The sequence below is a fragment of the Bacillus sp. SD075 genome (genome assembly GCF_017355165.1).
GTDB lineage: Bacteria > Bacillota > Bacilli > Bacillales > DSM-1321 > Peribacillus.
In genome coordinates this window covers 264263-290950 of the sequence record NZ_JADILK010000001.1, presented here as the reverse complement: position 1 = coordinate 290950, position 26688 = coordinate 264263, and the positions used below count along the sequence as shown (strand labels likewise).

The window sequence follows — 26688 nt, the reverse complement described above, 5'->3', positions numbered from 1 at the left end:
TGTTCTCCGAAATTAAGGATTGATTTTTGTGTTGAATACTTGTTTTCCCTGTTTAAATTCAAGGATGGTGGCAGATTTGATTGGATTATGTTTTTCATCCAATGTGAAAGTACCCGTTACAAGCTCAAGGTCAGCCGTTTTTTCAAGCGCTTCTTTGATTTTTTCTGAATCCGCTGAACCGGCACGTTTAATCGCGTCTGCAAGGAAGTATCCTGTGTCATATCCTAGTGCATTAAATGCATCCGGGGATTTATCTTTGTACTTCGCCTTAAATGCTGACACAAAATTCTGAATTTTCTCATCAGGGTCACCTGAAGAATAATGGTTCGTGATGAACGTATTATTTAGGGCTTCTGCACCGGCAATTTCCACTAGCTTAGGAGAATCCCAGCCGTCGCCGCCCATGAATGGGACGTCAAGTCCAGTTTCCCGAGCCTGCTTCACGATCAGACCAGCTTCCTCATAATAACCAGGAAGGAAAATGAAATCGGGTTTTGCCGATTTCAAACGAGTCAATGTGGAACGGAAATCAGTATCCTTCGCAATGTAAGCTTCCTGAGCCACGATCTTTCCGCCGTTTTTTTCGAATTGTTCTTTAAAGGCTGCGGCTAACCCTTTTGAATAATCACTTGCGCTGTCAATATAGATGGCTGCACTTTTCGCTTTGATTTCAGTGGTGGCAAAGTTCGCAGCTACCGTACCTTGGAACGGATCGATGAAGCTTGTCCTGAAAATGTAATCATTCAATTTATCCTTGCTGAAAGTGATTTCAGGGCTTGTACCAGAAGGTGAGATGACCGGCACTTTATTATCTTGAGCAATCTGTACTTGGGCAATCGAGTTCGTGCTTGTCGCTGCACCTACAATCGCTGCAACCTTATCCTGTGATGTCAGCTTGATCGCTCCGCTTGTCGCTTCGGAGGCTTCAGATTTATTATCGACTTTAATTAGTTTGATTTTTTTACCGTCAATGCCTTCTTTATTGATTTCTGCAGTAGCAAGCTCCAGGCCTTCTGCAATCGATTGTCCATATGAAGCGACTCCGCCTGATAATTCAAGGTTGACGCCGATTTTGATCGTATCTCCATCCACGCTTGATTTTTCAGATGAACCAGAGCCAGAACAACCCGCCAGCACTCCTGCAGCAAGTGTTAGAGAAAGGAATGCACTTGCTAATTTTTTCTTTTTCATAAATAATCCCCCCATTTTGTAATCAAGCTCTGATGCATGAATATTTATTCATGATGCTTCAGAAAAAAATTGATTAGATGAAATGTTTCAAATTAAATTAATATTTCGAAAAATAGTTTACCGCATAATTTTCATTCCGTCTATACAATAATTGCGGGAAGATTTCGCTGACTGGGAGAATTCTCATAGGGAGTACTATTTCATTTTTATCTTTATATATTTTAAATATTGCGAAAATAGGCGATATAATCAGAAAAAACTGATAATTAAATTATATTAAAATTACAAATTCCTAATTTATTGATCAAAAAATTTTATTCATTCTCCCATTTCATTCATCCTATTAATACCATTTTTACCAAAATAGATGGGTATTGATAGGGAATTAAACCCAGTTTTTTCGTGCTTTTTTAGTCTTAATTCCTATATCAAAATTGAATAATACTATACTGGATGTATAAAATCATGCATGAAGCACCTGAGCTTTTTTATCTTCCTGTATATTTTGCATATCCCGATAATCAAATAAAAAACCGCCAAATGGCGGTTCAGTGGCCTCCCAAATAGGCCATTTTTATTTCTTCACTTGATGTTAGTTCCTCGGCATTGCCCGACAGGACGATTCGGCCCGTTTCAACTACATAGGCCCGATTTGCGATGGATAATGCGAGGTTGGCGTTTTGCTCGACCAAAAGGATCGTTGTGCCCGACTCACTGATCTCCTGGATGATGTTGAATATTTGCTTCACCAGAAGCGGTGCAAGGCCCATCGAAGGTTCATCAAGCAGTAATAAACGCGGTTTCGCCATTAAAGCCCGCCCCATTGCAAGCATCTGCTGTTCACCGCCTGAAAGAGTGCCGGCCTGCTGTTTGATCCTCTCCAGCAGCCTTGGAAATAATTCATGGACCTTTTCCATGTCTTTATTGATACCTTCTTTGTCTTTTCGCAAATAAGCCCCAAGCTCCAGGTTTTCGGCAACCGTCATATTGGCAAAGACACGCCGCCCTTCAGGTACATGGGATATGCCCATTTTCACGATGGACTGTGCCGCTTTTCCTCCGATCGGATCGCCTTCGAACAGGACTTTTCCTTGCTTTGGTTTTAACAGGCCGGAAATCGTTTTGAGCAGCGTGCTTTTTCCCGCTCCGTTCGCCCCGATCAAAGTCACGATCTCCCCTTCGTTTATCTCCATGGAAACCCCTTTTAACGCCTGGATATTGCCGTAATAAACATTGATGTCCTCTATTTTCAGCATCAGGAAACCTCCTCCCCTAGATATGCCTCGATGACCTTTGGATCGTTGCGGATTTCTTCCGGCTTTCCGTGCGCGATAAGCTGTCCATGATCAAGGACATAAATCCGTTCGCATACCCCCATGACCAGTGACATATCATGTTCGATGAGCAAAACGGTAAGGTTGAATTCCTTCCGGATAAAAGCGATGAGGTTCATCAATTCTTTCGTTTCATGCGGATTCATCCCGGCTGCGGGTTCGTCCAGTAAAAGGAGTTTCGGATTGGCGGCAAGGGCACGGGCGATTTCCAGCCGCCTTTGCTGTCCGTATGGGAGATTCTTCGCTTTTTCATCCTTAAAATGGTCAAGATTGAAAATCTTCAAAAATTCGAGCGCCTTTCCATCCATTTCCCTTTCCCCGGAAAAATGTCCCGGCAGCCGGAATATCGAGCTTTGAATTCCATGCTTGGCAAGCGAGTGGTAAGCAACCTTCACGTTATCGATCACGGATAACTCACTGAAAAGGCGGATATTTTGAAAAGTCCTCGAGATCCCTTTTCTCGTAATTTTATAAGGCGGCTGCTTATTTAGATTTTCCCCGTTCAAGGCAATCGTCCCTTCTGTAGGGACATACACACCCGTCAATAAATTGAAGAAGGTCGTTTTCCCTGCCCCATTCGGTCCGATCAGGCCTACAAGTTCCCCTGGAAATAATTCAACGTTCACATCGGAAACGGCTTTCAATCCGCCAAATCGGATACCCACCGAATCCACTTTAAGCAACGGTATTGTGGTTTCCATCCTTTGGGCCCCCTTTCCTTTTTTTATGTGTGAAGAATGAGGTGATTTCTCTTGTTCCCATTAAACCCTGCGGGCGGAAGATCATCATCAGGATCAGGACAAGGCTGTAGATGATCATCCTCGTTTCCGGATAATCCTGAAGGAATGTCGTCACGATCGTCAGTAAAATGGCAGCCAACACCGAACCTGAAAGACTTCCAAGACCGCCTAGCACGACGAAAATCAGGATATCGAAGGATTTCAGGAAACCGAAATTCGATGGCTGGATAATGTAAAAATTATGGGCATAAAGCGATCCGGCAATTCCGGCAAAAAAAGCTCCGATGACGAAAGCTGCCACTTTATAATAGGTTGTATTGATTCCCATCGCATCAGCCGCCGTTTCATCTTCCCTTACGGATATGCATGCACGCCCGTGAGTCGAATTGGTGAAATTCCTGATGACTAAGACGGTGATCATGACACAGGCAAAAACCCATGGCCAAGTAGTCAGGTGGGATACCTGCAACCCGCTTGCCCCGCCTACATATTCAATATTCAAAAGGATGATCCGGACAATTTCCCCAAATCCAAGGGTAGCTATCGCCAGGTAATCCCCCTTCAGCCGCAAGCTGGGAATCCCGATCACCATGCCCGCAACCGCGGCCATTACGCCCCCAGCCAATATTGCGATGATGAAGGGAAGTTCCAGCTTCATTGTCATGACTGCGGAAGCATAGGCCCCGACCGCTAAAAAACCTGCATGCCCGATCGAGAACTGCCCGGTTATTCCAATGATTAAATGAAGGCTCGTCGCCAGCATGATATTGATGCCGATGAACATGAGCGTGTTGATATAAAATGGATTGAGCATACCGTTTGAAATGGTGTACTGCATGATTCCGAAAAAAATAAGTGCGAGCACGATCGAGAGCCAAAAACCCTTTGAATTCTTTAAAGTAGTCATCGCCATGTCTCCCTTATACTTTTTCTCTTTTATTTTTACCGAACAGTCCTTGCGGCAAGAAAATCAAAATCAAGATAAGTACGACGAAAGCCACACCATCGCGCCATAATGAGTAACCGGCTGCACTGACCAAAGCCTCGATCACTCCAAGCAGTAGACCGCCGACCATCGCTCCCGGAATGATGCCGATGCCGCCCAAGACGGCTGCAACAAATGCTTTAAGGCCAGGAAGGACACCCATCAACGGCTCGATTTTAATATAGTAGATTCCAAAAATGACACCAGCCGCCCCTGCCAGGGCCGAACCAATGGCGAAAGTAGCTGAAATCGTATTATTCACATTGATTCCCATCAGCTTAGCAGCTTCGGAATCGAATGAAACGGCACGCATCGCTTTGCCGATTTTGGTTTTATGGACAACGAATTGCAGGATGATCATTAATATGATGGATACGGATAAGATCAATATCGATTGACTGCTGATGGAAACTCCCAATATATCGAGTTTATCCATCGGAAGGACATTATTTGGATAGGCTTCCGGCTGGGCGCCCCGGATGTAAATCAGCCCATTTTCTATCAGAAGGGAAACACCGATGGCCGTTATCAAGGCTGCAATCCGTGTTGCATTACGAAGGGGTTTATAGGCAATACGTTCAATTAAAACGCCAAAGATGGCACATGTGACCATCGAAATCAATAAAGCCGGGATGAAGGATAAGTCCATGACGGTAATGGCGTAAAACCCTACAAATGAACCGACCATGAATACATCGCCATGGGCGAAGTTTATGAGCTTGACGATTCCATATACCATCGTATAGCCAAGCGCGATCAAGGCATAAATGCTTCCGAGTGAAATGCCATTTACCAATTGCTGAATCAGTTCCATATTGCACTCTCCCCGTAAAGGTGTTTTTTAAGTGAATATAGAATAGGGGGGACTTGCCCCCTATCCACGTAAGGTATTATGGATTGATTTTTGTTTTGAATGTTTGTTTGCCATCCACATATTCCAAGATGGTCGCCGATTTGATCGGATCATGATTTTCATCGAGGTTCAGCGTTCCGGAAACTAATTGAAGATCTTTGACATCTTCCAACGCTTGTCTGATTTTTTCGGGGGAAGCATCTCCAGATCTCTTGATGGCATCAGCCAGGTAGTATCCAGTGTCATAGCCAAGTGCTGCAAAGGCATCCGGTGTTTTATTGTATTCCTTTTTGAAGGCTGCAACGAAATCCTGGATTTTTGCATCTTCATCTTCCGGTGAATAGTGATTCGTGATATACGTATTTTTTAAAGCTTCCGCTCCGGCAATTTCAACGACTTTTGGGGAATCCCATCCGTCTCCGCCCATGAATGGAAGGTCTATGCCGTCTTCACGTGCCTGTTTTAAGATCAATCCGACTTCTTCATAATAACCAGGAAGGAAAACGAATTCTGGTTTTGCGGATTTGATACGTGTCAATGTAGAGCGGAAATCAGTATCTTTCGTTACATAAGCTTCTTCCGCCACGATTTTACCGCCCTTGGCAGTGAACGCTTCTTTAAAAGCTGCAGCCAGTCCTTTAGAATAATCACTTGCGCTATCCACATAGATCGCCGCCGTCTTCGCCCCAATTTCGTCAGATGCGAAATTGGCTGCCACCGTACCTTGGAATGGATCGATAAAGCAAGTTCTAAATACATAATCATTTAATTTTCCAGCTTTGTTGGTAATGTCGGGATTTGTTGCAGTTGGTGTAAGTAGAGGAACTTGATTATCCTGTGCGACCTGAACCTGTGCCAATGTATTCGTGCTTGTCGCAGATCCGACTACAGCCACAACTTTGTCCTGGCTGACTAACTTGATCGAACCGCTTGTAGCTTCGGCTGCATCTGATTTATTATCAACCTTGACGATTTCCAGTTTTTTACCGTCGATGCCTTCTTTATTAATTTCATCGATGGCCAGTTTCAAACCATCGGCAGCCGATTGGCCGAATGATGCCGTACCTCCTGACAATTCAAGGTTGGCCCCAATTTTAATCGTGTCACCCGATTTTGATGAGCCCCCGCCTGAACTGCTAGTTTTTGAGTCGCCGCCACAACCTGCCAGCGCCCCTGCAACCAATGAAAGTGATAGAAACACTCCTGCTAGCTTTTTCTTCTTCATTTGAAACCCCCTTGTTTTGTCTGTTCTTTTAAACAAATTTAATATCAGAATAAAAATAATATTCTGAAAACAGTTTATCTCATTCTTTCGACCCCGTCTATATGATATGGATAAAAAAGTTATTAAAAGGGAATATCTACTAATCAACATAAAAAAAACTGACCCTTCATCGGGTCAGTTCCTTTTTATCAATCGTTTACACGGCGAACTTCAATGTCCTTCAAAATATCATTGATCACCCAGCTTGCTGCAATTAAGCCCGCAACGGATGGGACGAAAGCATTCGAAGATGGTGGCATTTGGGCTTTGCGGATTTTCGCCTCATCATTGCCGACTTCTTTTCGGACATCCTCACGAATGACAATAGGGCTCTCGTCGGAGAAAACAACGGGAATTCCCTTTGTTATGCCCTCTTTACGCAATCTAGTACGAATGACCTTGGCAAGCGGATCGGTATGCGTTTTGGAGATATCGGCAATTTGAAAACGAGTCGGGTCCATCTTATTAGCGGCCCCCATGCTTGAAATCACTTTGATATTCCGTTTCAGGCATTCCTTCATCACATGCATCTTGTAAATGACCGTATCCGAAGCATCAATGACATAGTCCAGGCCATAACTGAAGAATTCCTCAAACGTTTCTTCTGTATAGAACATTTTAAGAGCGATCACTTCGCAGTCCGGATTGATGTCTTGAATGCGATTTTTCATCAATTCCGCTTTCGGCTGACCGACTGTTGATAATAGAGCATGGATCTGCCTGTTTACATTTGTGATGTCGACATCGTCTTTATCCACAAGAATAATACGGCCTACCCCCGTACGTGCCAATGCTTCGGCTGAAAAGGAACCAACGCCTCCCACACCCAGGACCGCTACGGTCGTATTTTTCAGTATATCGATTCCTTCCTTGCCAATTGCCAATTCATTTCGTGAAAACTGATGCAGCATATATATTCAACTCCAATAAATTCTGTTCTTATTTAGCTTCCCAATTAACAATATATCATAAACATCATTTATGACAAGCGAAATATGAGCAGTCTAATCGGAATTAGGGCGCTAGGCCATTTTTGACAATTTTTGAATGGCGGTTGCCAATAGGAGTGTCCTTTCCGTCAGGCTTGGTATTTCCAAATACTCCTCTTCACTATGTGCATTCCCTCCAATGGGCCCAAGTCCATCCACCGTCGCGATTCCCAAATCAGAAGTGATGGAAGCGTCCGAACCCCCACCCGTGGCCATATCCGTGATTTCGATGCCGATTTCCTTCCCGGCTTGACGGATTGTCTCTAAAAGCAAGTTCGTTTTCTCATTCTTTTCCATGGGTGACCGGTCCATTTTCCCGCTTAATGTCGTTTTCGTTCCTGGAATATAGGTTTCAGCACAGATTTTTTTCAGTTGCTTGAGGATGATGCCTTCCTGCCCTTTTTCCGAAATCCGCACATCCACTAAAGCAGACGCATGGGAAGCGATCGTATTGACAGAGGAACCTCCTTCAATAATACCGACATTAACGCTGATTCCTGTCTTTTGATCATTCAATCGGTGTAAGGCAATGATCTTATGGGCCAATTCTTCAATGGCACTTCGTCCCTTTTCCGGTTCAATCCCTGAATGGGCGGCCACCCCCACGATATCCACTTTAAATTGACCGCAGCCCCTTCTTGCCGTGACAAGCGAACCGTCCGTCCTCGCCGGTTCAAGAATTAACGCGAACTTCTTATTGGCCGCATTTTCCGATATGAGTGAAGCGGAAGACGGAGACCCGATCTCCTCATCACTATTAAGAATGATTTGTATATGTTTATAGCCTGTCTGCCCCGTCTGTTTCAAGCAAAGGATCGCATAAAAAAGCTCAACCAGACTTGACTTCATATCCGCTACACCAGGACCGTATGCCCGATTTCCTTTCATTTTAAAAGGACGTTTTTGCGCTGTCCCTTCCGGAAAGACCGTATCCATATGGGCGACGACCAGAATATGCGGTTGATGTGCCTCACGATGCTGGATGACCAGCTGATTGCCATAATTCTGCTGCTCAACGGTATTCACAATAAAATCCAGGCTTTCAAATTTCGTTTTTAAAATCGAACCAATTTCATCAATACCCTTTTTCGTATGAGAACCACTATCTATATTCACTAGCCGCTCCACTAACTGAAGCATTTCCATCCTCTTTGCATACAATAAATCTTTCAAAGCCCTCACTACTTTCTATCCTTGGCTGACTGTTGCTCAGCCTTACTATAATTTACGAATCTATATGGAGGAATGTTACTTAATTGGGGATATTTGAAGTTCATTCGTGGTTTTTTTTTGTTTTTTCGTGAGTTCGGGGTCCTTACTCGGCTTTTTACCTAGAGTAGCTATGAATAGCGCGAGGAACGTTTTGAAAAAAGAATGGGTATCTCCTGTTTTTGGGCCTTTCTTTTACTAACTATTGAAAGGCTGTGATTCATGCAGTCAGCCAAAACTTAGCTTAATTCGACTTTCCTTGATATTCCAGCTATGTGTTCCTTCCGTTAAGATGGATCACTTCCTTAAACCCTTCCCGAGTTTACTCCACCAACCACTAACCATGATTGCCTATCCTCATTTCCCTCCTTTAAATAGAAAGGATTTTAACCCTTAGGCTAAAAACCTCCTAAGGGTTAAAGTCACTAGTGGCATAGTCGACACAAAATCGATGTGGTTAAGGACTCTATTCAGCAACTTTTAAGTTAGTTCTACGTAAATATCAGAGATCTCATGGGTTTGTTCCGATTTTACCTAGAAAGATATTTCCGTTTACGAATTTATTGCTCCTTCGAAAACCACTTCATTTAATGGCTTTCTGGTGCTTGGATTCTCGCGCCCTTGCAAATTCTTATCGAGTGCTTCTTTTTCACCACGATAGCCAATCGTAATGACTGCATGAAGATCAAAATCTTCTGGAACATTCAGCAAATTCCGGGCTTTATCTTTATCAAATCCCCCAATTGCATGTGTGCTGAGCCCCCGTAGAGTTGCCTGGATCGCCAAGTAACCCCAAGCAGCGCCGGAGTCAAATGCATGTGCTCCGTTTGGATCGCCATTCTCTCTTCGTGTCCTTGATGCTACTAGAACAAGAACAGGAGCTTTTTCTGCCCAAGCCCGATTAAAAGGATGCAAGAACTCATGAAATATTTTCAGTTGTGATTCCGTTTTAGCTACAATAAAGCGCCAAGGCTGATCATTGAAAGATGAAGGAGCCCAATGTGCAGCTTCAAGAACACTATACAAATCATCGTCAGAAATCTCCCTGTCAGAATAAGCACGAGGCGACCAACGATTTAAAAATAAAGGACTAACAGAACGCTCAGATTTACGATATTCTTTAACCTCATTGGTAAGTTGCTCAAAAGGTTTATCCGTTACACTCATTATATCCAACCTCATTCCTTATAGAATATTTATTACATTTTATTGATTTTTGGCGTGACTAATAATCCCTTCCCACCCCTTAGGCATCATTCAAATAAGCGTGTTCGAGTCAAGTTTCCACTTTGGAATTCCCCCATCTTTTATGTGTAACTATTCTCGAAAGACAGGCTAATGCGGATTGCATTTCAAACACCTCTTGTTAAGACCACCTCAAAGGGGATGGTAAAAATTATTTTTGAATGTCATACAAGCGGTTCCGTCTATCCCCCTTTTGATATCCCTTCGCCCATTCTTTTCTCTTTTTGCTTCACCCGTTTTCCATTAAGCAATAACGAAAACGGGATACTCAAACAAGTCAAGATCGTCGCCAGAATAAACACATCGTCCAGTCCCTTTACATATACGTCGGGCGAAAAGCCATCTCCTTTTCCATGAAACGCCATCCTGGTGTAGAAAAAGGATGTGAATATCCCGACGGACATGGCCCCTGCCACCTGCCTTGACCAATTAATCAAAGAGGAGGCGTCTCCAGATAGATTAGCCGGGACTGCATTCATTCCTGCATTGATTGTAGGGGTCATTGATAATCCTAGCCCTATGTAGCGAAATGTCATCCATAGCATGACCAACTCCGGAGCCGAGTCTACCGTTAAACGACTAAACTCCCAAGTGGCAAACACTAAAAAAGATGTTCCAATCAATATCAACGGTCGCGGTCCGACCCTCTCATAGTATTTGGAACTCACAACAGTCGCCACCGTCATCGAGAGTGCAGGCGGAAGGAGCAACAAGCCGACTTCAGTTGCCGTCATCTGATGAATTTCTATCAAGTACAACGGGATAAAATAGATTCCCGTAAATAAGCTGCTGATTAATATAATCGAAGTAGCCAGACTTAACACAAATGTCTTATTTGTAAAAAGCCGCAGCTCCAATAACGGTTCCTTGATTCGAAGTTCCCTCCAAATAAAGTGGCTGAGTAAAAACCCCCCCATGATCAAGCAGATGATCGACTTACCAGAAAGCATTCCCCATTGATGCAGGTTACTAAATAAAACTAATAAAGTCAGACTGCCAAAAACGATGCCAATCATGCCCATCCCATCAAATGCAGACTTCTGATACTCTGTCCTTTTCTCCAGGCTCACCCACCCAAATCCCCATGCGACCACTCCGAACGGAATCATCATTAAAAAGATCATCGGCCAATTCCATGATTGGAGCCACCCGCTGATGGTAGGGGCTAAGGCAGGACCCAATACAGAAGAGGCGGACCATAAACCTAATGCCATGGAACGTTTGTATTCCGGAAGCATTTGATAAATGATCGTCAATGTCACAGGCTGTATTATCCCGCAAAAAACACCTTGGATGATCCGGAATGCGATCAACGAACCAATATCCCAGGCAAAAGCACATAAAAGAGACGAGATCATTAAACCTGCCACTGACCATAAAAAGAGTTTACGCGTCCCAAAACAATTTCCAAGATAGCCGCATAAAGGAGCGATGATTCCCGTCGCGAGGGTGAACCCTGTCATGAGCCATTGCACCGTAGTTAAGTCCGTATCGAATATATCCATGAAACCAGGTAAGGAGACATTCAAGGAAACGGACTGATAAATAGAAATAAAAGAACCGATTACTACAGCCGTCAAGATGAAAGAGTTCTTCCGAGACTCCTGGGCTAATCCTTTTATGATCTTCATCTCCATTCAAGAATCCTATAGAAACAGACAAGAACTAGGTTCACGTCTGCTCCTCACATCCGTTATATCGATTCCTTTACTGGAGCGATCAGAGTGTTCGTTGGTCGTTCCAATCCTAAATTCTCCCTTAAAGTGCTACCTTTGTACTCTGTACGAAACAATCCGCGTTGTTGAAGCACAGGAATAACTTGGTCGACGAAATCATCCAGGCCGCCTGGTAAATATGGAGGCATTATATTGAATCCATCCGCTGCCCCATTTTCAAACCATTCCTGCATTTGATCCGCAATTTGCTCAGGCGTACCCTTTATTTCCCTATGTCCGCGGGCACCAGCTATCTTTTGATACAGTTTGCGGATCGTCAACCCCTCGCGATCCGCAAGGTCCTTCAATAACTTGAAACGGCTTTTCCCGCCGTTCACCTGATCCAATTCAGGTAGGTCCGGCAGCGGCCCATCCACTGGGTAGCCTGATAAATCAACACTTATCATACCAGACAAAAGGGCAATTCCCGCATCCTCTGGAATAAGCTCCTCTAGCAGTGCTTTATTGTTTTCCGCTTCTTCTTCGGTTCTGCCGATGACCGGGAAGACGCCAGGCATGATTTTTAACTCATCTGGATTTCGCCCATATTTCGCCATTCTTCCTTTAACATCGGAATAAAATGCTTGAGCTTCTTCAAGTGTTTGCCAAGCTGTGAAAATGACCTCTGCCGTGCGTGCCGCAAGCTCCTTCCCGTTTTCGGAAGAACCAGCCTGGATGACAACAGGATGACCTTGCACTGGACGGGAAACATTCAAAGGTCCTTCAACGGAAAACCATTCTCCTTTATGATTAATCGAATGTATTTTGGAAGAATCAGCAAATTGCGCCGATTCTTTATCAAAAACTAGCGCTTCATCCTCCCAACTATCCCAAAGTTTCGTGACAACATCGACAAATTCTTCAGCACGTTCATAACGCTTTGAATGCAGTAAATGGTGATCTTGGTTAAAGTTGCGCGCCTCTGCTTCCGTATTCGAAGTGACCACATTCCAAGCTGCACGGCCACTGCTCAGATGATCAAGAGATGCAAACTTACGCGCCACATTAAATGGCTCATTATAGGTAGTCGATACTGTCCCTGCAAGCCCGACATGCTTTGTGACGGAAGAAAGTGCGGATAACAGCGTGAATGGTTCAAAAAGAGTATTCACCGTTTGCCCTACTACCTTTTGATTTTTGGCTCTTACTGCATAGCCATCCGCAAGGAAAATCATATCGAACTTCCCGCGTTCAGCTGTTTGAGCCAGCCTTTTAATAAAATCAAAAGTCATCACATGATGAGCTTCTGCTTCCGGATGCCGCCAAGCTGCGACATGATGCCCCGGTATCATGAAAAATGCGCCTAATTTCATTTCACGCTTATTAATAGTCATCCTAGTTCCTTCTTTCTTTTATTTTTCGTTTGGATTAGTCTTCCAGCTTGAGAATTTTCTCTCTAATGACACTAAAATATAATTTAATATAAAACCGAGCAGAGAAATGGTAATAATACCAGCATACATTTGAGGGATTTGGAAATTCATCTGAGCATAATTAATTAAATAGCCCAAGCCTTCCTTGGCTCCAACCATTTCAGCAGCAATTAAAACAAGAATGGAGGCTGTGCCGGCCATACGTATTCCTGTAAAAATAGTCGGGATTGAAGCAGGCAAAATGACTTTATAAAACAGCTTGTAGGAGGGTAACCCCATTGATTTGGCTGATTTAATGAGTAGCGGATCGACATTTCGAACAGCATTAATCGTATTTAATAGAATCGGAAAAGTACAAGCAAATAAGACAATTGTGACTTTGGATGTTTCCCCAATACCAAGCAGTAAAATAAAGACAGGCAATAGAGCTAATGCAGCTGTATTACGAAATAACTCCAACACCGGGTTTAACAGTTCATTGGCTAACGGATACCATCCAATGATTAGACCCAAAGGAATCGCAATGAGTATGGCCAATCCAAATCCAAAAAACGAACGGCGAATACTTGCTTGAAAGTGGGCATATAAGTCACCTGAAATCACTAAGCCCCACCAACCTTCCGCTACTTTTGAAAAAGGTGGAAAGAAAGTAGTATCAACTAAGCCAATTCGGGGAGCTACCTCCCACAGCACAAGTAAAAGAAAAATGGCTGCAGTCTGTTTCACAAACTTTCGAGTCAAGTTAAAAGAAAAACGGATTCGTTGCGAAATATGAATGGGAGCCGTCAATGATTTATTAAAACTAGTCAATTTTTTCACCTCTTCTATAAAATAAAATGACAACTTTTTTTAAGCTGATTGATCCTTTTTCTCAAATGTTTGGGCTTTACTCACTTCTTCACGAAGCAAATCCCAAATTTGGTGACGGGCCTTTGCAAATTCTGTGGTAGAGCGTAAATCTTCTGCCTGGCTGCTTGAATGGAGAGGATTATCTATAATTTGTTTAATGGTTCCTGGCCGAGAAGTCATCACTGCCACACGCTGTCCTAAATAGACAGCCTCATCAATCCCATGTGTAATGAAAACAATGGTCTTCTTTGTTTGTTCCCAGATTCGAAGCAATTCGGTCTGCAACGTTTCCCGTGTTTGGGCATCCAGTGCGGCGAATGGCTCATCCATTAATAAAACTTCCGGGTCAAAAGCCAAACTCCGGGCAATGGCAACACGTTGCTTCATTCCTCCTGAAAGTTCGTGAGGATAACGATTTTCGAATCCCGATAATCCGACCAGTGACAGAAAATGCCGGGCAATTTCCGTCCGCTCCTTCTTTGGAACTCCTTTCGACTCTAGGCCAAATTCAATATTCCCTTTCGCTGTTTTCCAAGGAAACAACGCATACTGCTGAAAGACAATCCCACGATCTAAACCAGGCCCTTCAATCGGTTTTCCATCAAGCAAGATCTGTCCCGAAGTGGGTTTTGTTAAACCACCTAGAAGATCAAGCAACGTCGATTTTCCGCATCCTGATGGCCCTACCAATGTAAGAAACTCTCCACTCTTCACGGAGAAATGAACATTTTTAATGGCCGTAAACTGTTTAACCGCTCCCTTTCCTTGGTCGGAATCTCTTATTTTAAAAACTTTACTTACATATTCAAACTGAATTTTGTCTGTCATACCCATCACCTCATCATTTTTTTTTCAGCTCACCTTTATAAGGATTGAATTCATTCGTATATAAATCATCCAATTTTACTTGACCTTCTTTAAACTCACCACTTTTCTCCAGCCAGTCAACCCACACTTGGAATTCCGGTTCCTGAATAAAACCGCCTTTCTCCGCTATACCTGGACTCTTCCAATATTGAATCGTTTCTGTATCTTCCTTACGGCCCCTTTTCTCAATAATCGATTCAAAACGAGCAATGACTTCTTCCCGAGGCGTTGTCCGTGTCCATTCAATGGCTTTTGCTGTTGCTTCTACAAACTTGTTCACCACGTTCGGATTTTCTTTAATAAATGTCTCTTTAAAGACAAGGCTGCCTGCTGTAAAGGAGCCAAACAAATCATAATCACTAAACACCTTTCTGATTCCTCCCTTTTCTAATGCTCGATCACGCAACATTCCACCTAAAACCGCTACATCAATCTGCTTCTGACGAAGCGATTGTTCTGTATTCACCGGTGGCACAACAACTAAGGTAACTTGCTTAATTTCCTCATCCGTTAGCCCACCTTGTTTTAAATATTCTTTTAAAATGAATTCAGAATGTGCTCCCATAGTGTTCATACCGACTTTTTTACCAATTAAATCTCTAGCGTTTTTAATCGGGCTGCCATCCAATACATAATAGCCACTGAATGTATCTTTATCACTGCCGTAATACCCAATGACCGATTTAATTGGTGCCCCGCTTGCAATCAATTTGGCAATCGCGCCGTTAAAAGCACCGCCAAAATCAGTTTCACCCGTCGCTGCGTTTTGAATAGACGATGGTCCACTAATTGTATTTCCTATCCATTCCAATTTAATTGGCTTAAGATACCCTAAATCTTGTGCTAACTCTGGATAAGTAACAGCTCCAACAGTACCCTCATATTTTAAATTTAAAGTTTCATACTTCCCTTCACTTTCCGCTACCGTTTTCTCCTCCTGGCATCCAACCGATAAAACGACTGATAATACAGCTATTAATCCAATTCCTGTTGCTCGCCAACTCTTCAAAACCTTCAATTCCTTTCCCTCCATCTTCCCTCCAATAGAAAAAACCTTTACCACAAACGAATAACGTTCGCTGTAAAGGCCTCCAGTAGACTAGTCGGCTATTTCATCTACCAAAAAACCGGAGACATCTCTTTATATGAACGAGAAGTCTCCGGCTGTCCGGTCAATGAATCCATAATCCCTATTGAAATACTAGGTATTTATTTCCCTTATACTAACAAGTCAATTGCCAATAGTCAACCTAAAATTCAGATAATTATAAATTCACTCTATAATCACCTGTTCCCTAATACTGATAAGCTTTTTAAAAGGATCTTCATTTTTATTTGGAAAGTTATCTTTATAATCAATAGGTCCCTTTCTATTTGAAACACCCCCATTTTTAAATAAACGGAAAATTCAAAATAATAATTGACATACTTATCCTGCCAGTTTAATATTTTATCAAACCGATAGGAATAATATTATTTTGGATTCGTATTGCTGACCAGTCACCTGGAAGCCAGAGCTCTTATGCTCTGGCTTTCTTTTGTATTATCGGTTTACCATACATGTCCGCTATGCGGTCTAAAAACAAGGAGGCAATAAAATGAGTAATGTCAAACAAGTTCAAAATTCATCAACAATCGTTGTAAAACCAGTTGCTGCACGTATTGGTGCGGAAATATCGGGGGTTAAACTTTCTGAAGATCTGGATGCCAACACAGTTAAATCAATCCGCGAGGCGATCTTAAAGCATAAAGTTGTTTTCTTCCGTAATCAGGATCATCTAGATGATAAGGGACAAGAGGCTTTTGCAGGACTACTTGGAAATCCAATTGTTCATCCAACTGTTCCAGTAAAGAATGGCTCAAATTATATATTGGAATTGAATTCTGATCATGGTGGTGGCCGAGCCAACTCATGGCATACAGATGTTACGTTTGAAGCCGCATACCCGAAATTCTCCATTTTACGGGGAGTTGTGATACCTGAAGTAGGTGGCGATACCGTTTGGGCAAATACATCCACTGCTTATGAAAACCTACCAGCAGAATTACGAAATCTGGCTGATCAATTATGGGCACTCCATACTAATGACTATGATTATGCTGCAAAGCGCTCCACTGTCTCTTCCGAGGATAGTTACTATAAAGACGTATTTACTTCCACTTTATATGAAACCGAACATCCAGTTGTCCATGTACACCCTGAAACCGGAGAGCGCCACCTTTTACTCGGTCATTTTGTGAAAAAATTTGTCGGCCTTTCTTCCTTCGATTCAGCCCAATTATTTTCCGTCCTACAAGAACATGTGACACAAATAGAAAATACGGTTCGCTGGCGATGGAATGCTGGAGATGTCGTCATCTGGGATAACCGTGCAACTCAGCATTATGCCGTCAATGACTATGATGATGCACAAAGAGTTGTTCGAAGAATTACAATTGACGGGGAGGAACCAATTAGTTTAGATGGTCGTCGTAGCATCACAAGAACGAAAATTAAAAATAATTAATAGCAAGTATCAACATCAAGCTAAGGAAAATCATTACCCCAAATATGAAAAGGACGCTATTCTTTCTATTGTTTGATGGAAAGGATGGTGTTTTTTTATGCGCCGCAAGTTTTCAGACGAACTTATCCCCTTTTCACGCACAAAAAAACCCATGTTATTTAACATGAGTTGCTTTGTAAGGTGTAAGAGTCCCAATTGTGCCGTTTACGCCTTTGTTTTGAACCCGCTCTCCGCAGGTGGGTGCTCGGTTCCTCGCGTTTGTAAGTCCTCTTCGAGGGAGGCTTTTACGCGGCCAGGAAACTAGTGCTCCCGGTAACTATAAGTGTTCGGTCAAAACTTATAGGTTAAAGAACGAACACATCAGGACTCTTACTTATTGAAGACATCATATCATAATGCTTTACTCTGTTTCAAGAGAAAGCACCTAGGTATATTTTCATATTTTCCCAATAAATTATTTTTTAAGTGCAGCAAGTCTTAGGTTAAGTTCGGCCAATTGCTTGTCACTTACAGTACTCGGTGCGTCAACGAGCAGGTCGCTTGCGCTTGCCGTTTTCGGAAACGCGATGGTGTCGCGAAGGTTCGTGCGGCCTGCAAGCAGCATGACCATGCGGTCCAGTCCAAGGGCGATTCCGCCGTGTGGAGGCGTCCCGTATTCGAATGCATCCATTAGGAAGCCGAATTGTGCGTTTGCTTCCTCTTCGGAGAATCCAAGCACTTTGAACATTTTTTCCTGAACGTCGCGTTCGAATATCCGCAGTGATCCACCGCCAAGTTCGTAACCATTCAAGACAAGGTCATATGCTTGTGCACGGACGCTTGCTGGGTCTGATTCCAATTTGTCCATGTCTTCACGGAATGGCATTGTGAATGGATGGTGTGCTGCATAGTAGCGCCCTTCTTCTTCGTCATATTCAAGTAATGGCCAGTCCGTCACCCATAGGAAGTTGAATTTGCTTTGATCGATCAAGCCTCTTTCTTTACCAAGCTTGTTGCGAAGTGCTCCAAGTGCATCAGCGACTATGCCTTTCTTATCCGCCACGAATAAGATTAAATCGCCTACTTCAGCTTCCAATACAGATACTAATTGATCTTGATCTTCTGCGAAGAACTTAGCGATTGGCCCTTTTACGCCGTCTTCTTCAACTTTCAGCCATGCCAGGCCTTTTGCACCGTAAATCGCTGCAAATTCAGCCAATCCATCAATATCCTTACGTGAATAATCCGCATTCCCGTCCTTAACGACGATTGCCTTGACTTGTCCGCCGTTTGCGACTGCGCCGGTGAACACTTTGAAATCACTGTCTTTGACGATTTCGGAAACATCTTTTAGTTCCATACCGAAGCGTGTATCCGGTTTGTCGGAACCGTAACGGCTCATTGCTTCATTGTATGTCATTCTAGGGAATGGTAGTGTTACGTCCAGTCCTTTAACGTCTTTCATCACTTTAGCCATCATGTTTTCTGCGGTGTTAATGATATCTTCTTGGCTCATGAAGCTTGTTTCAATATCGATTTGCGTGAATTCAGGCTGTCTGTCAGCACGTAAGTCTTCATCACGGAAACAGCGGGCAATTTGATAATAACGTTCGAAACCGGATACCATCAATAGCTGCTTGAAGATTTGCGGTGACTGCGGAAGTGCATAGAACTCCCCTTCGTGTACACGGCTAGGCACTAAATAATCACGTGCCCCTTCAGGTGTACTTTTTGTTAAGATAGGTGTTTCGATATCAAGGAAGCCTTCACCGTCCAAGTAATCACGGATCGCTTTTGTTGTTTGGTTACGCATTTTCAACGTTTCGAACATCGCCGGACGACGCAGGTCCAAATAACGATATTTCAAGCGGATGTCTTCTGATACATCCGTTCTTTCATCAATGATGAATGGAGGGGTCTTTGCTTCATTTAAAATTGTAACGTTTTCGGCTTGGACTTCGACCGTACCTGTTGCTACGTTCGGATTGAAGTTGGCTTCATCACGTTTGATGACTGTCCCTTGAATATCCAGGACGTATTCATTACGGATCTTTTCGGCTGTTGCCAGCGCTTCCGCCGAAATGTCCGGATTGAATACGACTTGGACGACTCCGCTTCTGTCACGCAGGTCGATAAAGATGACCCCGCCTAAATCCCGGCGTTTTTGTACCCATCCTTTCAATGTTACTTTTTCACCAATAGCTGCTTCTGTCACTTCACCATTGAAGTATGTTCTGCCAAACATGGTATTTCCCCCTTAAGCCTGTAGCTTTTTGAATTGTTCAACGAATGAAGCAAGTTCCATTTGGACTTGTTCACCGGTTTCCATGAACTTCACATTGATTTTATTATTTGCCAATTCATCATCCCCGAGTGTCGCCACATATCTTGCTTCGAGACGGTCGGCTGATTTGAATTGAGCTTTCACTTTACGGTCTTGATAATCTTTTTCGACGGTAAAACCGGCATTCCGCAATTGATGGGCAAGTTTGACGGTATAGTCCTTGGCTGTTTCTCCTAATGAGACAAGATAGCAGTCAATTCCCTTTTTAATCGGAAGTTCGATGTTTTCTGCTTGGAGGGCAGCAATCAGGCGTTCAATGCTAAGTGCAAAGCCGATTCCGGGTGTTTCCGGTCCGCCAAGTTCTTCAGCCAGCCCGTTATAACGGCCGCCCCCGCAAAGGGTGGTGATGGCGCCAAAGCCTTCTGCATCACTCATGATTTCAAATGCGGTATGATTATAATAATCCAAGCCCCGCACTAGAGTCGGATCTTCGACGAAATCGATTTCCAAATCGGTCAAATGCTGTTTCACCTTTTCGAAATAAATGCGGGATTCATCATTTAAATATTCAATGATGGAAGGAGCCGTATCCATCAATTCATGATCGTGATCCTTTTTGCAATCCAGGATACGCAAAGGATTTTTTTCCAGACGGTTTTGACAATCGCCGCAAAACTCGCCGATGCGGGGTTCGAAATGTTTGATTAACGCATTGCGATGCGCTGTCCGGCTTTCCTTATCACCAAGGCTATTGATCACAAGTTTCAGCTTTTTCAAACCTAGTTCCTTGTACAGGTTCATCGCAAGTGACAGAACCTCTGCATCGATACCGGGATCCTTACTTCCTAAAGCCTCGATGCCGAATTGAACGAACTGGCGGAACCGGCCTGCTTGCGGACGTTCGTAACGGAACATCGGCCCGATATAATAAAGCTTGACCGGTTGATTGGCCCACCCGAACATTTTGTTCTCGATATAAGACCGTACAACCGATGCAGTGCCTTCCGGACGAAGGGTTAAGTTCCTTTCACCGCGATCTTGAAATGTATACATCTCTTTTTGAACGATATCGGTTGTATCCCCTACACCACGTAAAAATAATTCCGTGTGCTCAAAAATCGGCGTCCGGATTTCCTTATATTGGTAACGGCGACAAATGTCACGCGCTTTGTTTTCGATATACTGCCAAATTTCCGTTTGGCCAGGCAATAAATCCTGGGTACCCCTAGGAATCTGAATAGACATATGTGTTTCCTCCTTTAAAGCAAGGCGCCCTTTTTTATTCGGCGCTATACTGATTTTTTCCAAACAAAAAACTCCCGCCCCTTGTAACTTATATGTTACAAGGGACGAGAGTTTGGATATCCCGTGGTGCCACCCTAGTTGAAGCACAAAAAAAGTGCCTCCGCTCTAAAACAGTTAACGCCTGTTTTACGTCCATCTCCTATTAAGTAAATCCGTTCGGAGTGAAGCCTACGGAGGGTTCTTTCATTAAGTCATCATGTGGAATGCTTTCAGCCTCGGCATTTCCTCTCTTTTCATGTGTTTCTTAATTACTCTTCTCCATCATTGGTTATTGCAGTAATAAGTCTGATATTTTATAATCATACGGACGTTAACATCAAATGTCAAGGCAGACTGAGGATTTTGTCGCATTTTATTGGTTCAAATGTTTTTTCAGATTTTTGATCGTCCGAACATTGACTCCGAATTCGGATGCCAATTCAACAAGGTTTGCGCTTTGTTCCTTTTGGATGAAATCGTGAAAATCCACACCCAATACTTGATTGCCTCCGCTTAGGCTCGTTTGATCTTTTTCGCTGAATTTCATGTAGTTTCCCTCCTCGGTATATATAAACTTTATTCTTTCCTAAAAAAGATGTTTTTTGCACAGGGAAAGAGGGAAATTTTCATTGAAGGAGAATACATACACATAGACATTATAAGGGAGAGACAACTTATGAAGAAGAAATCGGGTTTATTCGGCCTGACACTGATGCTGATATTATCAGCGATTTTCCCCGTCCATCACGCTTTTGGAAAAGATGAAGGGGAAAATATCGTGACGACCCAAGTGGTCAATGTCCGTGAAGGTGCAAGTCTCAGTTTTCCTATCGTAAAAAAACTGGCAAAAGGGGAATCATATTCCATTCTGAATGAAGATGGCGACTGGATTGAAATCCGGATTGGCGCCGGTAAAACGGGATGGGTTGCCAATTGGTTAGTGAAGAGACAAACGGGGTCTGATACCAACCAGGTCAAAAAGGAATCCGGACAAGGGATGATAACAGGCAGCTCGGTCCGCGTCCGCACAGGTCCCGGCACTACATTTCAAACGGTTGGGTCCTTTAGTGAAGGAACAGCTGTTGACATCATTGAAAAGAATGAAAATTGGATAAAGGTCAAAATGGCGGATATCGAAGGCTGGGTCTCTTCTGACTACATTAGGCTTCCCGCCGCATCAGAAAATGCAGGGAAGAAAGATTCAACGAAGGGAAAAGAAACGAATCAAGCCGTAAAAACCGGAGTAACTTTGGTGGACCGGCTCAATGTCCGCTCGGAGCCATCGAAAAGCAGCGCAACGCTAGGAAAGCTTAATAAAAATACGGCAGTTACCGTTTATAGGGTTGAAAATGAATGGGCTGAAATTGATTTCCAAGGAGTCCGCGGTTGGGTATCTGAACCTTACATACAAGTAAGTGAAGGTGAAGATAAAGATGATATGAAAAATGATACGGCGGGCGCCACTGCAAGGGTGACCGCAACCGGTTTAAATGTCAGGAAAGATGCGTCTCTCTCAAGCAAGGTCATCGGTTCGGTGAACAAAGATGAGACTTACGCCGTTCTGCAAACAAAGAGAAATATGACACAGATAAGGCTCTCCGGTTCAAAAAAGGGCTGGGTCGTGAGTTGGTACCTGGAAAAAGAGAATGTACAAACGGCGAAGGAAACAAAGGTTGATGTAAAAGGAAACAAGATTACCATCATTCATGATGGTACGATCCTTAGAAATGGGCCTGATGGCAATTCGGAGATCGTAGCGCAGGCCAATGCAGGTGAAACGTTCTCCACATCAGGTATGGAAGGCGATTGGTATTCCATTAAACTAAAGAGCGGAAAAACAGCTTATGTGGCCGGATGGATCGTGACGATCGACGGGAATTCCGAGCAGATCCAACGGCCTGGCGTGGAAAAATACTTAAAGGATAAAACCATTGTGATCGATCCCGGCCATGGCGGCAGGGATAGCGGTACAATCGGCGTCGGCGGGACACTTGAGAAAAACCTGACGATTCGGACGGCAGAATTGCTGCGGGACAAACTTCAGGCTGCAGGAGCTAAAGTGATCCTGACCAGAAGCGGAAATACTTATGTTCCACTCCCTTCCCGGGTCAGCACTTCACATATACATAATGCGGATGCTTTCATCAGCCTCCATTATGATAGCACCAAGGACCAGATCACCAGCGGGATAACCACATACTACTATCATGACTACCAGCGTGCATTGGCGGCTACACTGGCCAATTCACTCGGTTCAACCATGCAGGTGCCCAATCGCGGATCACGATACGGGAATTTTCATGTGACCCGCGAAAATAAACGGGTAGCTACACTTATTGAACTGGGTTATTTAAGTAATCCAGTGGAGGAATTAACGTTAACATCGAATGAGTATCAAGAAAAAATCACATCGGCCATCTATAATGGATTGGCGCGGTATTTTAAATAAGAAGTAGAAAGGCCAGCTTCGATACGAAGCTGGCCTTTCTACTTTTACCCAAACAAAAAGACCTGCCGCAGCAGGGCACAGTTTGTAGACAAAAAGGGTTCGGTGGCACCAATTGATCCAAAGTAATCATTTCAAGTGGATCTCGCTGAATAGAATCATGTGTAGAAAGCATCCTCATCACCTCAAGTTTTAATCCTTCTATTTTAAAAACAAGGCTCTTTTCAAAAAGATTGTTGTTTATAAAACGAAACTATTTAAGGTTGATTAGAGCGGAAGGTGCGAGACTCCTGCGGGAGCAGCGGGACTAGGTGAGACCCCACAGGCGTTTACGCCGAGGAGGCTCACCGCCCGCCCGCGGAAAGCGAGCATCTGGAGGGGAAATCAACCACACCGCACTACTTAGTAAATAGCAACAAAGGCGAAAATAGCCTAAAACAAAAAGGACTCAAGGCAAAAGGGTTCTATCTAAAAGGTGAAACATAGTTAATTGGAACAGATGGTACGAGACTCCTGCAGGAAAAGCGCGTCTACGGGAGACCCCACAGGCAAAAGCAGAGGAGACTCACGGACCGCCCGCGGAAAGCGTGTGCCTTCCGTTCCAATCTACGTCCAAATTGTACAACTCATAAAAATAGACAAACTCGATTTTCATCGAGTTTATCTACAGTCTAAGACCTGCCGCAGCAGGTCATTTTTTGCTTTCGAGTATTAATGTAACGGGACCGTCATTAGTGAGCTGAACATCCATCATGGCACCAAATTGTCCTGTTTCCGTATGGACGCCTTTCTTGCGGAGTTCCTCGTTAAATGCTTCATATAGTTCATTCGCCACTTCAGGACGGGCGGCGTCCATGAAGTTCGGTCGACGGCCTTTACGGCTATCACCGTATAAGGTGAATTGTGAAACTGATAAAATCGAACCTCCTACATCCAATAGTGAGTGGTTCATCTTTTCATTTTCATCTTCAAATATTCTGAGATTGACAATCTTATCGGCCAGATAGGCGGCGTCATCGATGGTATCCCCGTGGGTGACACCAACCAACAGGACGAGACCGCTCTCGATTTGCCCGATTATTTGGTCTGCGACAACAACTTTTGCCGCTTTGGAACGTTGTAAAACAACACGCATGGCAATAAAAACTCCTTAGTTCATGATCCTTCTGACGGAATAAACATCTGAAATCTGTTTTATACGGTCGACGACCTTTTGTAAATGGGCAATGTTATGAATATAAATCGACATGTGAATGGTCGCCACCTTATTCCTGTCGGATTTACCCGAGACCGCTGAAATGTTGGTCTTGGTTTCATTGACGGCTTGCAGCACTTCGTTTAATAAGCCGCGACGGTCATAGCCGCTGATTTCAATTTCAACGATGTATTCCTTGCGTTCGTTAATCGTACTTTCCCATTCCACAGGTACAAGGCGGTGATCGGCATCCCCGCTATCCAGGTTCGGGCAGTCTTGTCTATGAACGGAAACTCCACGGCCTTTGGTTATATAACCGACGATTTCGTCCCCTGGTACGGGGTTGCAACAGCGTGATAAACGGATAAGCAGGTTATCAATCCCCGGTACCTGTACACCTGAGTCACGTTTTTTTGATGTATTGGAGAAGGTTTTCAGATCGGCTACCGCTTCAGAAATATCCGCTTCTTGCTCGACCATTTTCTGTTTACGCCATTTTTCGGTAAGGCGGTTAGCTACCTGCAGGGCCGTTATTCCGTTATATCCGACTGCAGCATACATATCCTCTTCATTCAGGAAGTTGAATTTATCTGCAACACGCCTGATATTCTCGGCAGTCAGGATTTCCTTCAGGTCGAACTCCATATCCTTGATTTCCTTTTCAACAAGCTCTTTGCCTTTTTCGATATTTTCTTCGCGGCGCTGCTTCTTGAAAAATTGGCGGATCTTATTTTTCGCCTGAGACGTTTGGGTTAGTTTAAGCCAATCCTGACTTGGACCGTATGAATGCTTCGAAGTTAAGATTTCTATGATGTCGCCAGTTTTCAGTTTATAATCCAGCGGTACCATTTTCCCGTTCACTTTGGCACCAATCGTTTTGTTTCCGATTTCCGAGTGAATCCGGTAAGCGAAATCAATCGGGTTGGATCCTGATGGCAGTTCGATCACATCGCCTTTTGGTGTGAAAATGAATACCATATCAGAAAAAAGATCTATTTTAAGGGATTCCATGAATTCCTCTGCATTAGTCGCATCATCCTGGAATTCAAGAATTTCCCGGAACCATGTCAATTTTTCTTCCAATGAAGGCTGTTCACCGACATCTTTTCCCTCTTTATAAGCCCAGTGCGCGGCAACCCCGAACTCGGCAATGCGATGCATATCGGAAGTACGGATCTGCACTTCCAGCGGATCTCCTTTCGGTCCGATCACCGTCGTATGGAGTGATTGATACATATTCGGCTTCGGCATCGCGATATAGTCTTTGAATCGGCCAGGCATCGGCTTCCAGCAAGTATGGATGATCCCTAAAACGGCATAGCAATCCTTTATGCTATTGACGACGATCCGAACCGCAAGCAAATCATATATTTCACTGAACTGCTTATTCTGCAAAGCCATTTTGCGATATATGCTGTATATATGTTTCGGTCTGCCGGAAAGGTCAGCCTTAATGTTGACTTCCTCAACGTTTTTACGCACTTCATCAATGACTTCTTCCAGATACTTTTCACGTTCAGCACGTTTTTTCTTCATCAGGTTGACGATTCGGTAATACTGCTGAGGATTCAGATACCTTAGTGCCGTATCTTCAAGTTCCCATTTAATCGTGCTGATGCCCAGACGATGAGCAAGCGGTGCGAAGATTTCCAACGTCTCGTTCGATATCCTTCTCTGCTTTTCCTGCGGCAGATGCTTCAAGGTCCGCATATTATGCAGTCGGTCCGCAAGCTTGATCAAGATGACCCGTATATCCTGGGCCATCGCCACGAACATTTTCCGATGGTTTTCCGCCTGTTGCTCCTGCTGTGATTTATACTTGATTTTCCCTAACTTGGTCACGCCATCCACGAGCATGGCGACTTCAGGACTGAAGTTTTCTTCAATGTCCTTCAGAGTGATCTCCGTGTCTTCAACAACATCATGTAAAAAACCTGCCGCAATGGTTGCAGGGTCCATTTCAAGATCAGCCAGAATGCCCGCCACTTGAATCGGATGAATAATATACGGCTCTCCCGATTTACGGAATTGTTCTCGGTGAGCATACTCTGCATATTTAAACGCTCTATGAATAAATTCAGCTTCTTCCGGCTGAAGATATAAGCTGGCCCGTTCTACAACCTGCTCGGCAGTCAATATTTGATCATTAGCCATTTAATCACCTAAACCCCACTTTAACTGCCACCGGATATCATCCGGATTGAGTATGATTGGTAGCACTTCCCTTTATTCTGCAAAACGTGACAATTTTTGCGAAAAAAAATAAATCCGCTTAAACGGATACAAGTGCAAATAAACTTATTAGCAGAAAAATTCTTTAATATTACTATTATCGAAAAAAAAGGCGAGGATGTAAAGAGCTAAACGGGTAATTTATTA

General features: G+C 43.6%; 21 protein-coding genes, 1 other RNA gene and 1 other annotated feature. Of the genes, 2 read left to right on the top strand and 20 right to left on the bottom strand.

The window, feature by feature from the left end; translation table 11 throughout:
* Positions 1-12: 12 nt before the first annotated feature.
* From IOC57_RS01360 to IOC57_RS01295, 14 genes are all read right to left on the bottom strand, one after another.
* Entirely contained in the window at positions 13-1191 is a 1179-nt protein-coding gene (locus tag IOC57_RS01360; protein ID WP_207437023.1) for an ABC transporter substrate-binding protein, read from the bottom strand.
* Positions 1192-1739: 548 nt separating this feature from the next.
* On the bottom strand, positions 1740-2447 hold the full coding sequence (locus IOC57_RS01355) for an ABC transporter ATP-binding protein (protein ID WP_207437022.1): 708 nt from the start codon (positions 2445-2447) through the stop codon (positions 1740-1742).
* Positions 2447-3226: an ABC transporter ATP-binding protein gene (locus IOC57_RS01350; RefSeq protein WP_207437021.1), complete on the bottom strand. Its 780-nt coding sequence runs from the start codon at positions 3224-3226 to the stop codon at positions 2447-2449. Before IOC57_RS01350 ends, IOC57_RS01355 begins: the two co-directional genes overlap by 1 nt.
* Positions 3201-4172, bottom strand: coding sequence for a branched-chain amino acid ABC transporter permease (locus IOC57_RS01345; RefSeq protein WP_207437020.1), 972 nt, complete (start codon positions 4170-4172; stop codon positions 3201-3203). Before IOC57_RS01345 ends, IOC57_RS01350 begins: the two co-directional genes overlap by 26 nt.
* A 13-nt stretch (positions 4173-4185) precedes the next feature.
* Entirely contained in the window at positions 4186-5064 is an 879-nt protein-coding gene (locus IOC57_RS01340) for a branched-chain amino acid ABC transporter permease (protein ID WP_098369668.1), read from the bottom strand.
* 76 nt (positions 5065-5140) lie between these two features.
* A complete protein-coding gene (locus tag IOC57_RS01335) occupies positions 5141-6328 on the bottom strand; it encodes an ABC transporter substrate-binding protein (RefSeq protein ID WP_207437019.1) in 1188 nt (395 codons plus the stop codon).
* Between the two features lie 188 nt (positions 6329-6516).
* The gene (locus IOC57_RS01330) at positions 6517-7278 is read right to left on the bottom strand and encodes a tRNA threonylcarbamoyladenosine dehydratase (RefSeq protein ID WP_125160028.1); all 762 of its coding nucleotides are present in this window, start codon (positions 7276-7278) and stop codon (positions 6517-6519) included.
* 111 nt (positions 7279-7389) lie between these two features.
* Positions 7390-8538, bottom strand: coding sequence for a M20 family metallopeptidase (locus IOC57_RS01325; protein WP_309487654.1), 1149 nt, complete (start codon positions 8536-8538; stop codon positions 7390-7392).
* Positions 8539-9117: 579 nt separating this feature from the next.
* Positions 9118-9732 carry a nitroreductase family protein gene (locus tag IOC57_RS01320; protein ID WP_207437018.1) on the bottom strand — a complete coding sequence of 205 codons (615 nt, stop codon included), beginning with the start codon at positions 9730-9732 and terminating at the stop codon, positions 9118-9120.
* Positions 9733-9992: 260 nt separating this feature from the next.
* Positions 9993-11447, bottom strand: a complete 1455-nt coding sequence (locus IOC57_RS01315; RefSeq protein ID WP_286184412.1) for a DHA2 family efflux MFS transporter permease subunit — start codon at positions 11445-11447, stop codon at positions 9993-9995.
* A 56-nt stretch (positions 11448-11503) separates the two neighbouring features.
* Positions 11504-12859: an LLM class flavin-dependent oxidoreductase gene (locus IOC57_RS01310; RefSeq protein ID WP_207437017.1), complete on the bottom strand. Its 1356-nt coding sequence runs from the start codon at positions 12857-12859 to the stop codon at positions 11504-11506.
* Between the two features lie 18 nt (positions 12860-12877).
* Positions 12878-13669, bottom strand: a complete 792-nt coding sequence (locus IOC57_RS01305; RefSeq protein ID WP_396020748.1) for an ABC transporter permease — start codon at positions 13667-13669, stop codon at positions 12878-12880.
* Between the two features lie 78 nt (positions 13670-13747).
* Positions 13748-14575 (bottom strand): ABC transporter ATP-binding protein, encoded by an 828-nt coding sequence (locus IOC57_RS01300; RefSeq protein ID WP_207437015.1) that lies wholly within the window; start codon positions 14573-14575, stop codon positions 13748-13750.
* A gap of 13 nt (positions 14576-14588) precedes the next feature.
* The gene (locus IOC57_RS01295; protein WP_396020747.1) at positions 14589-15623 is read right to left on the bottom strand and encodes an ABC transporter substrate-binding protein; all 1035 of its coding nucleotides are present in this window, start codon (positions 15621-15623) and stop codon (positions 14589-14591) included.
* 589 nt (positions 15624-16212) lie between these two features.
* Between IOC57_RS01295 and IOC57_RS01290 the strand changes: the two genes are divergently transcribed.
* A complete protein-coding gene (locus IOC57_RS01290; protein ID WP_207437013.1) occupies positions 16213-17121 on the top strand; it encodes a TauD/TfdA dioxygenase family protein in 909 nt (302 codons plus the stop codon).
* 184 nt (positions 17122-17305) lie between these two features.
* Here IOC57_RS01290 and ssrS read toward each other — a convergent pair.
* From ssrS to IOC57_RS01270, 4 genes are all read right to left on the bottom strand, one after another.
* Positions 17306-17491: non-coding RNA, 6S RNA (ssrS, locus tag IOC57_RS01285), on the bottom strand.
* A gap of 84 nt (positions 17492-17575) precedes the next feature.
* Entirely contained in the window at positions 17576-19345 is a 1770-nt protein-coding gene (gene aspS, locus IOC57_RS01280) for an aspartate--tRNA ligase (protein WP_207437012.1), read from the bottom strand.
* Between the two features lie 12 nt (positions 19346-19357).
* Complete coding sequence (hisS, locus tag IOC57_RS01275) at positions 19358-20629, bottom strand: histidine--tRNA ligase (RefSeq protein ID WP_207437011.1); 1272 nt, start codon at positions 20627-20629, stop codon at positions 19358-19360.
* A 97-nt stretch (positions 20630-20726) separates the two neighbouring features.
* Positions 20727-20963: a binding site (T-box leader), on the bottom strand.
* Positions 20964-21041: 78 nt separating this feature from the next.
* Complete coding sequence (locus IOC57_RS01270) at positions 21042-21215, bottom strand: hypothetical protein (RefSeq protein ID WP_057911594.1); 174 nt, start codon at positions 21213-21215, stop codon at positions 21042-21044.
* 129 nt (positions 21216-21344) lie between these two features.
* Between IOC57_RS01270 and IOC57_RS01265 the strand changes: the two genes are divergently transcribed.
* Complete coding sequence (locus IOC57_RS01265; protein ID WP_207437010.1) at positions 21345-23117, top strand: N-acetylmuramoyl-L-alanine amidase family protein; 1773 nt, start codon at positions 21345-21347, stop codon at positions 23115-23117.
* Between the two features lie 688 nt (positions 23118-23805).
* Here IOC57_RS01265 and dtd read toward each other — a convergent pair.
* Positions 23806-24249, bottom strand: coding sequence for a D-aminoacyl-tRNA deacylase (dtd, locus tag IOC57_RS01260; protein ID WP_207437009.1), 444 nt, complete (start codon positions 24247-24249; stop codon positions 23806-23808).
* A 15-nt stretch (positions 24250-24264) separates the two neighbouring features.
* Entirely contained in the window at positions 24265-26463 is a 2199-nt protein-coding gene (locus tag IOC57_RS01255; protein ID WP_063232898.1) for a RelA/SpoT family protein, read from the bottom strand.
* Between the last annotated feature and the right edge of the window lie 225 nt (positions 26464-26688).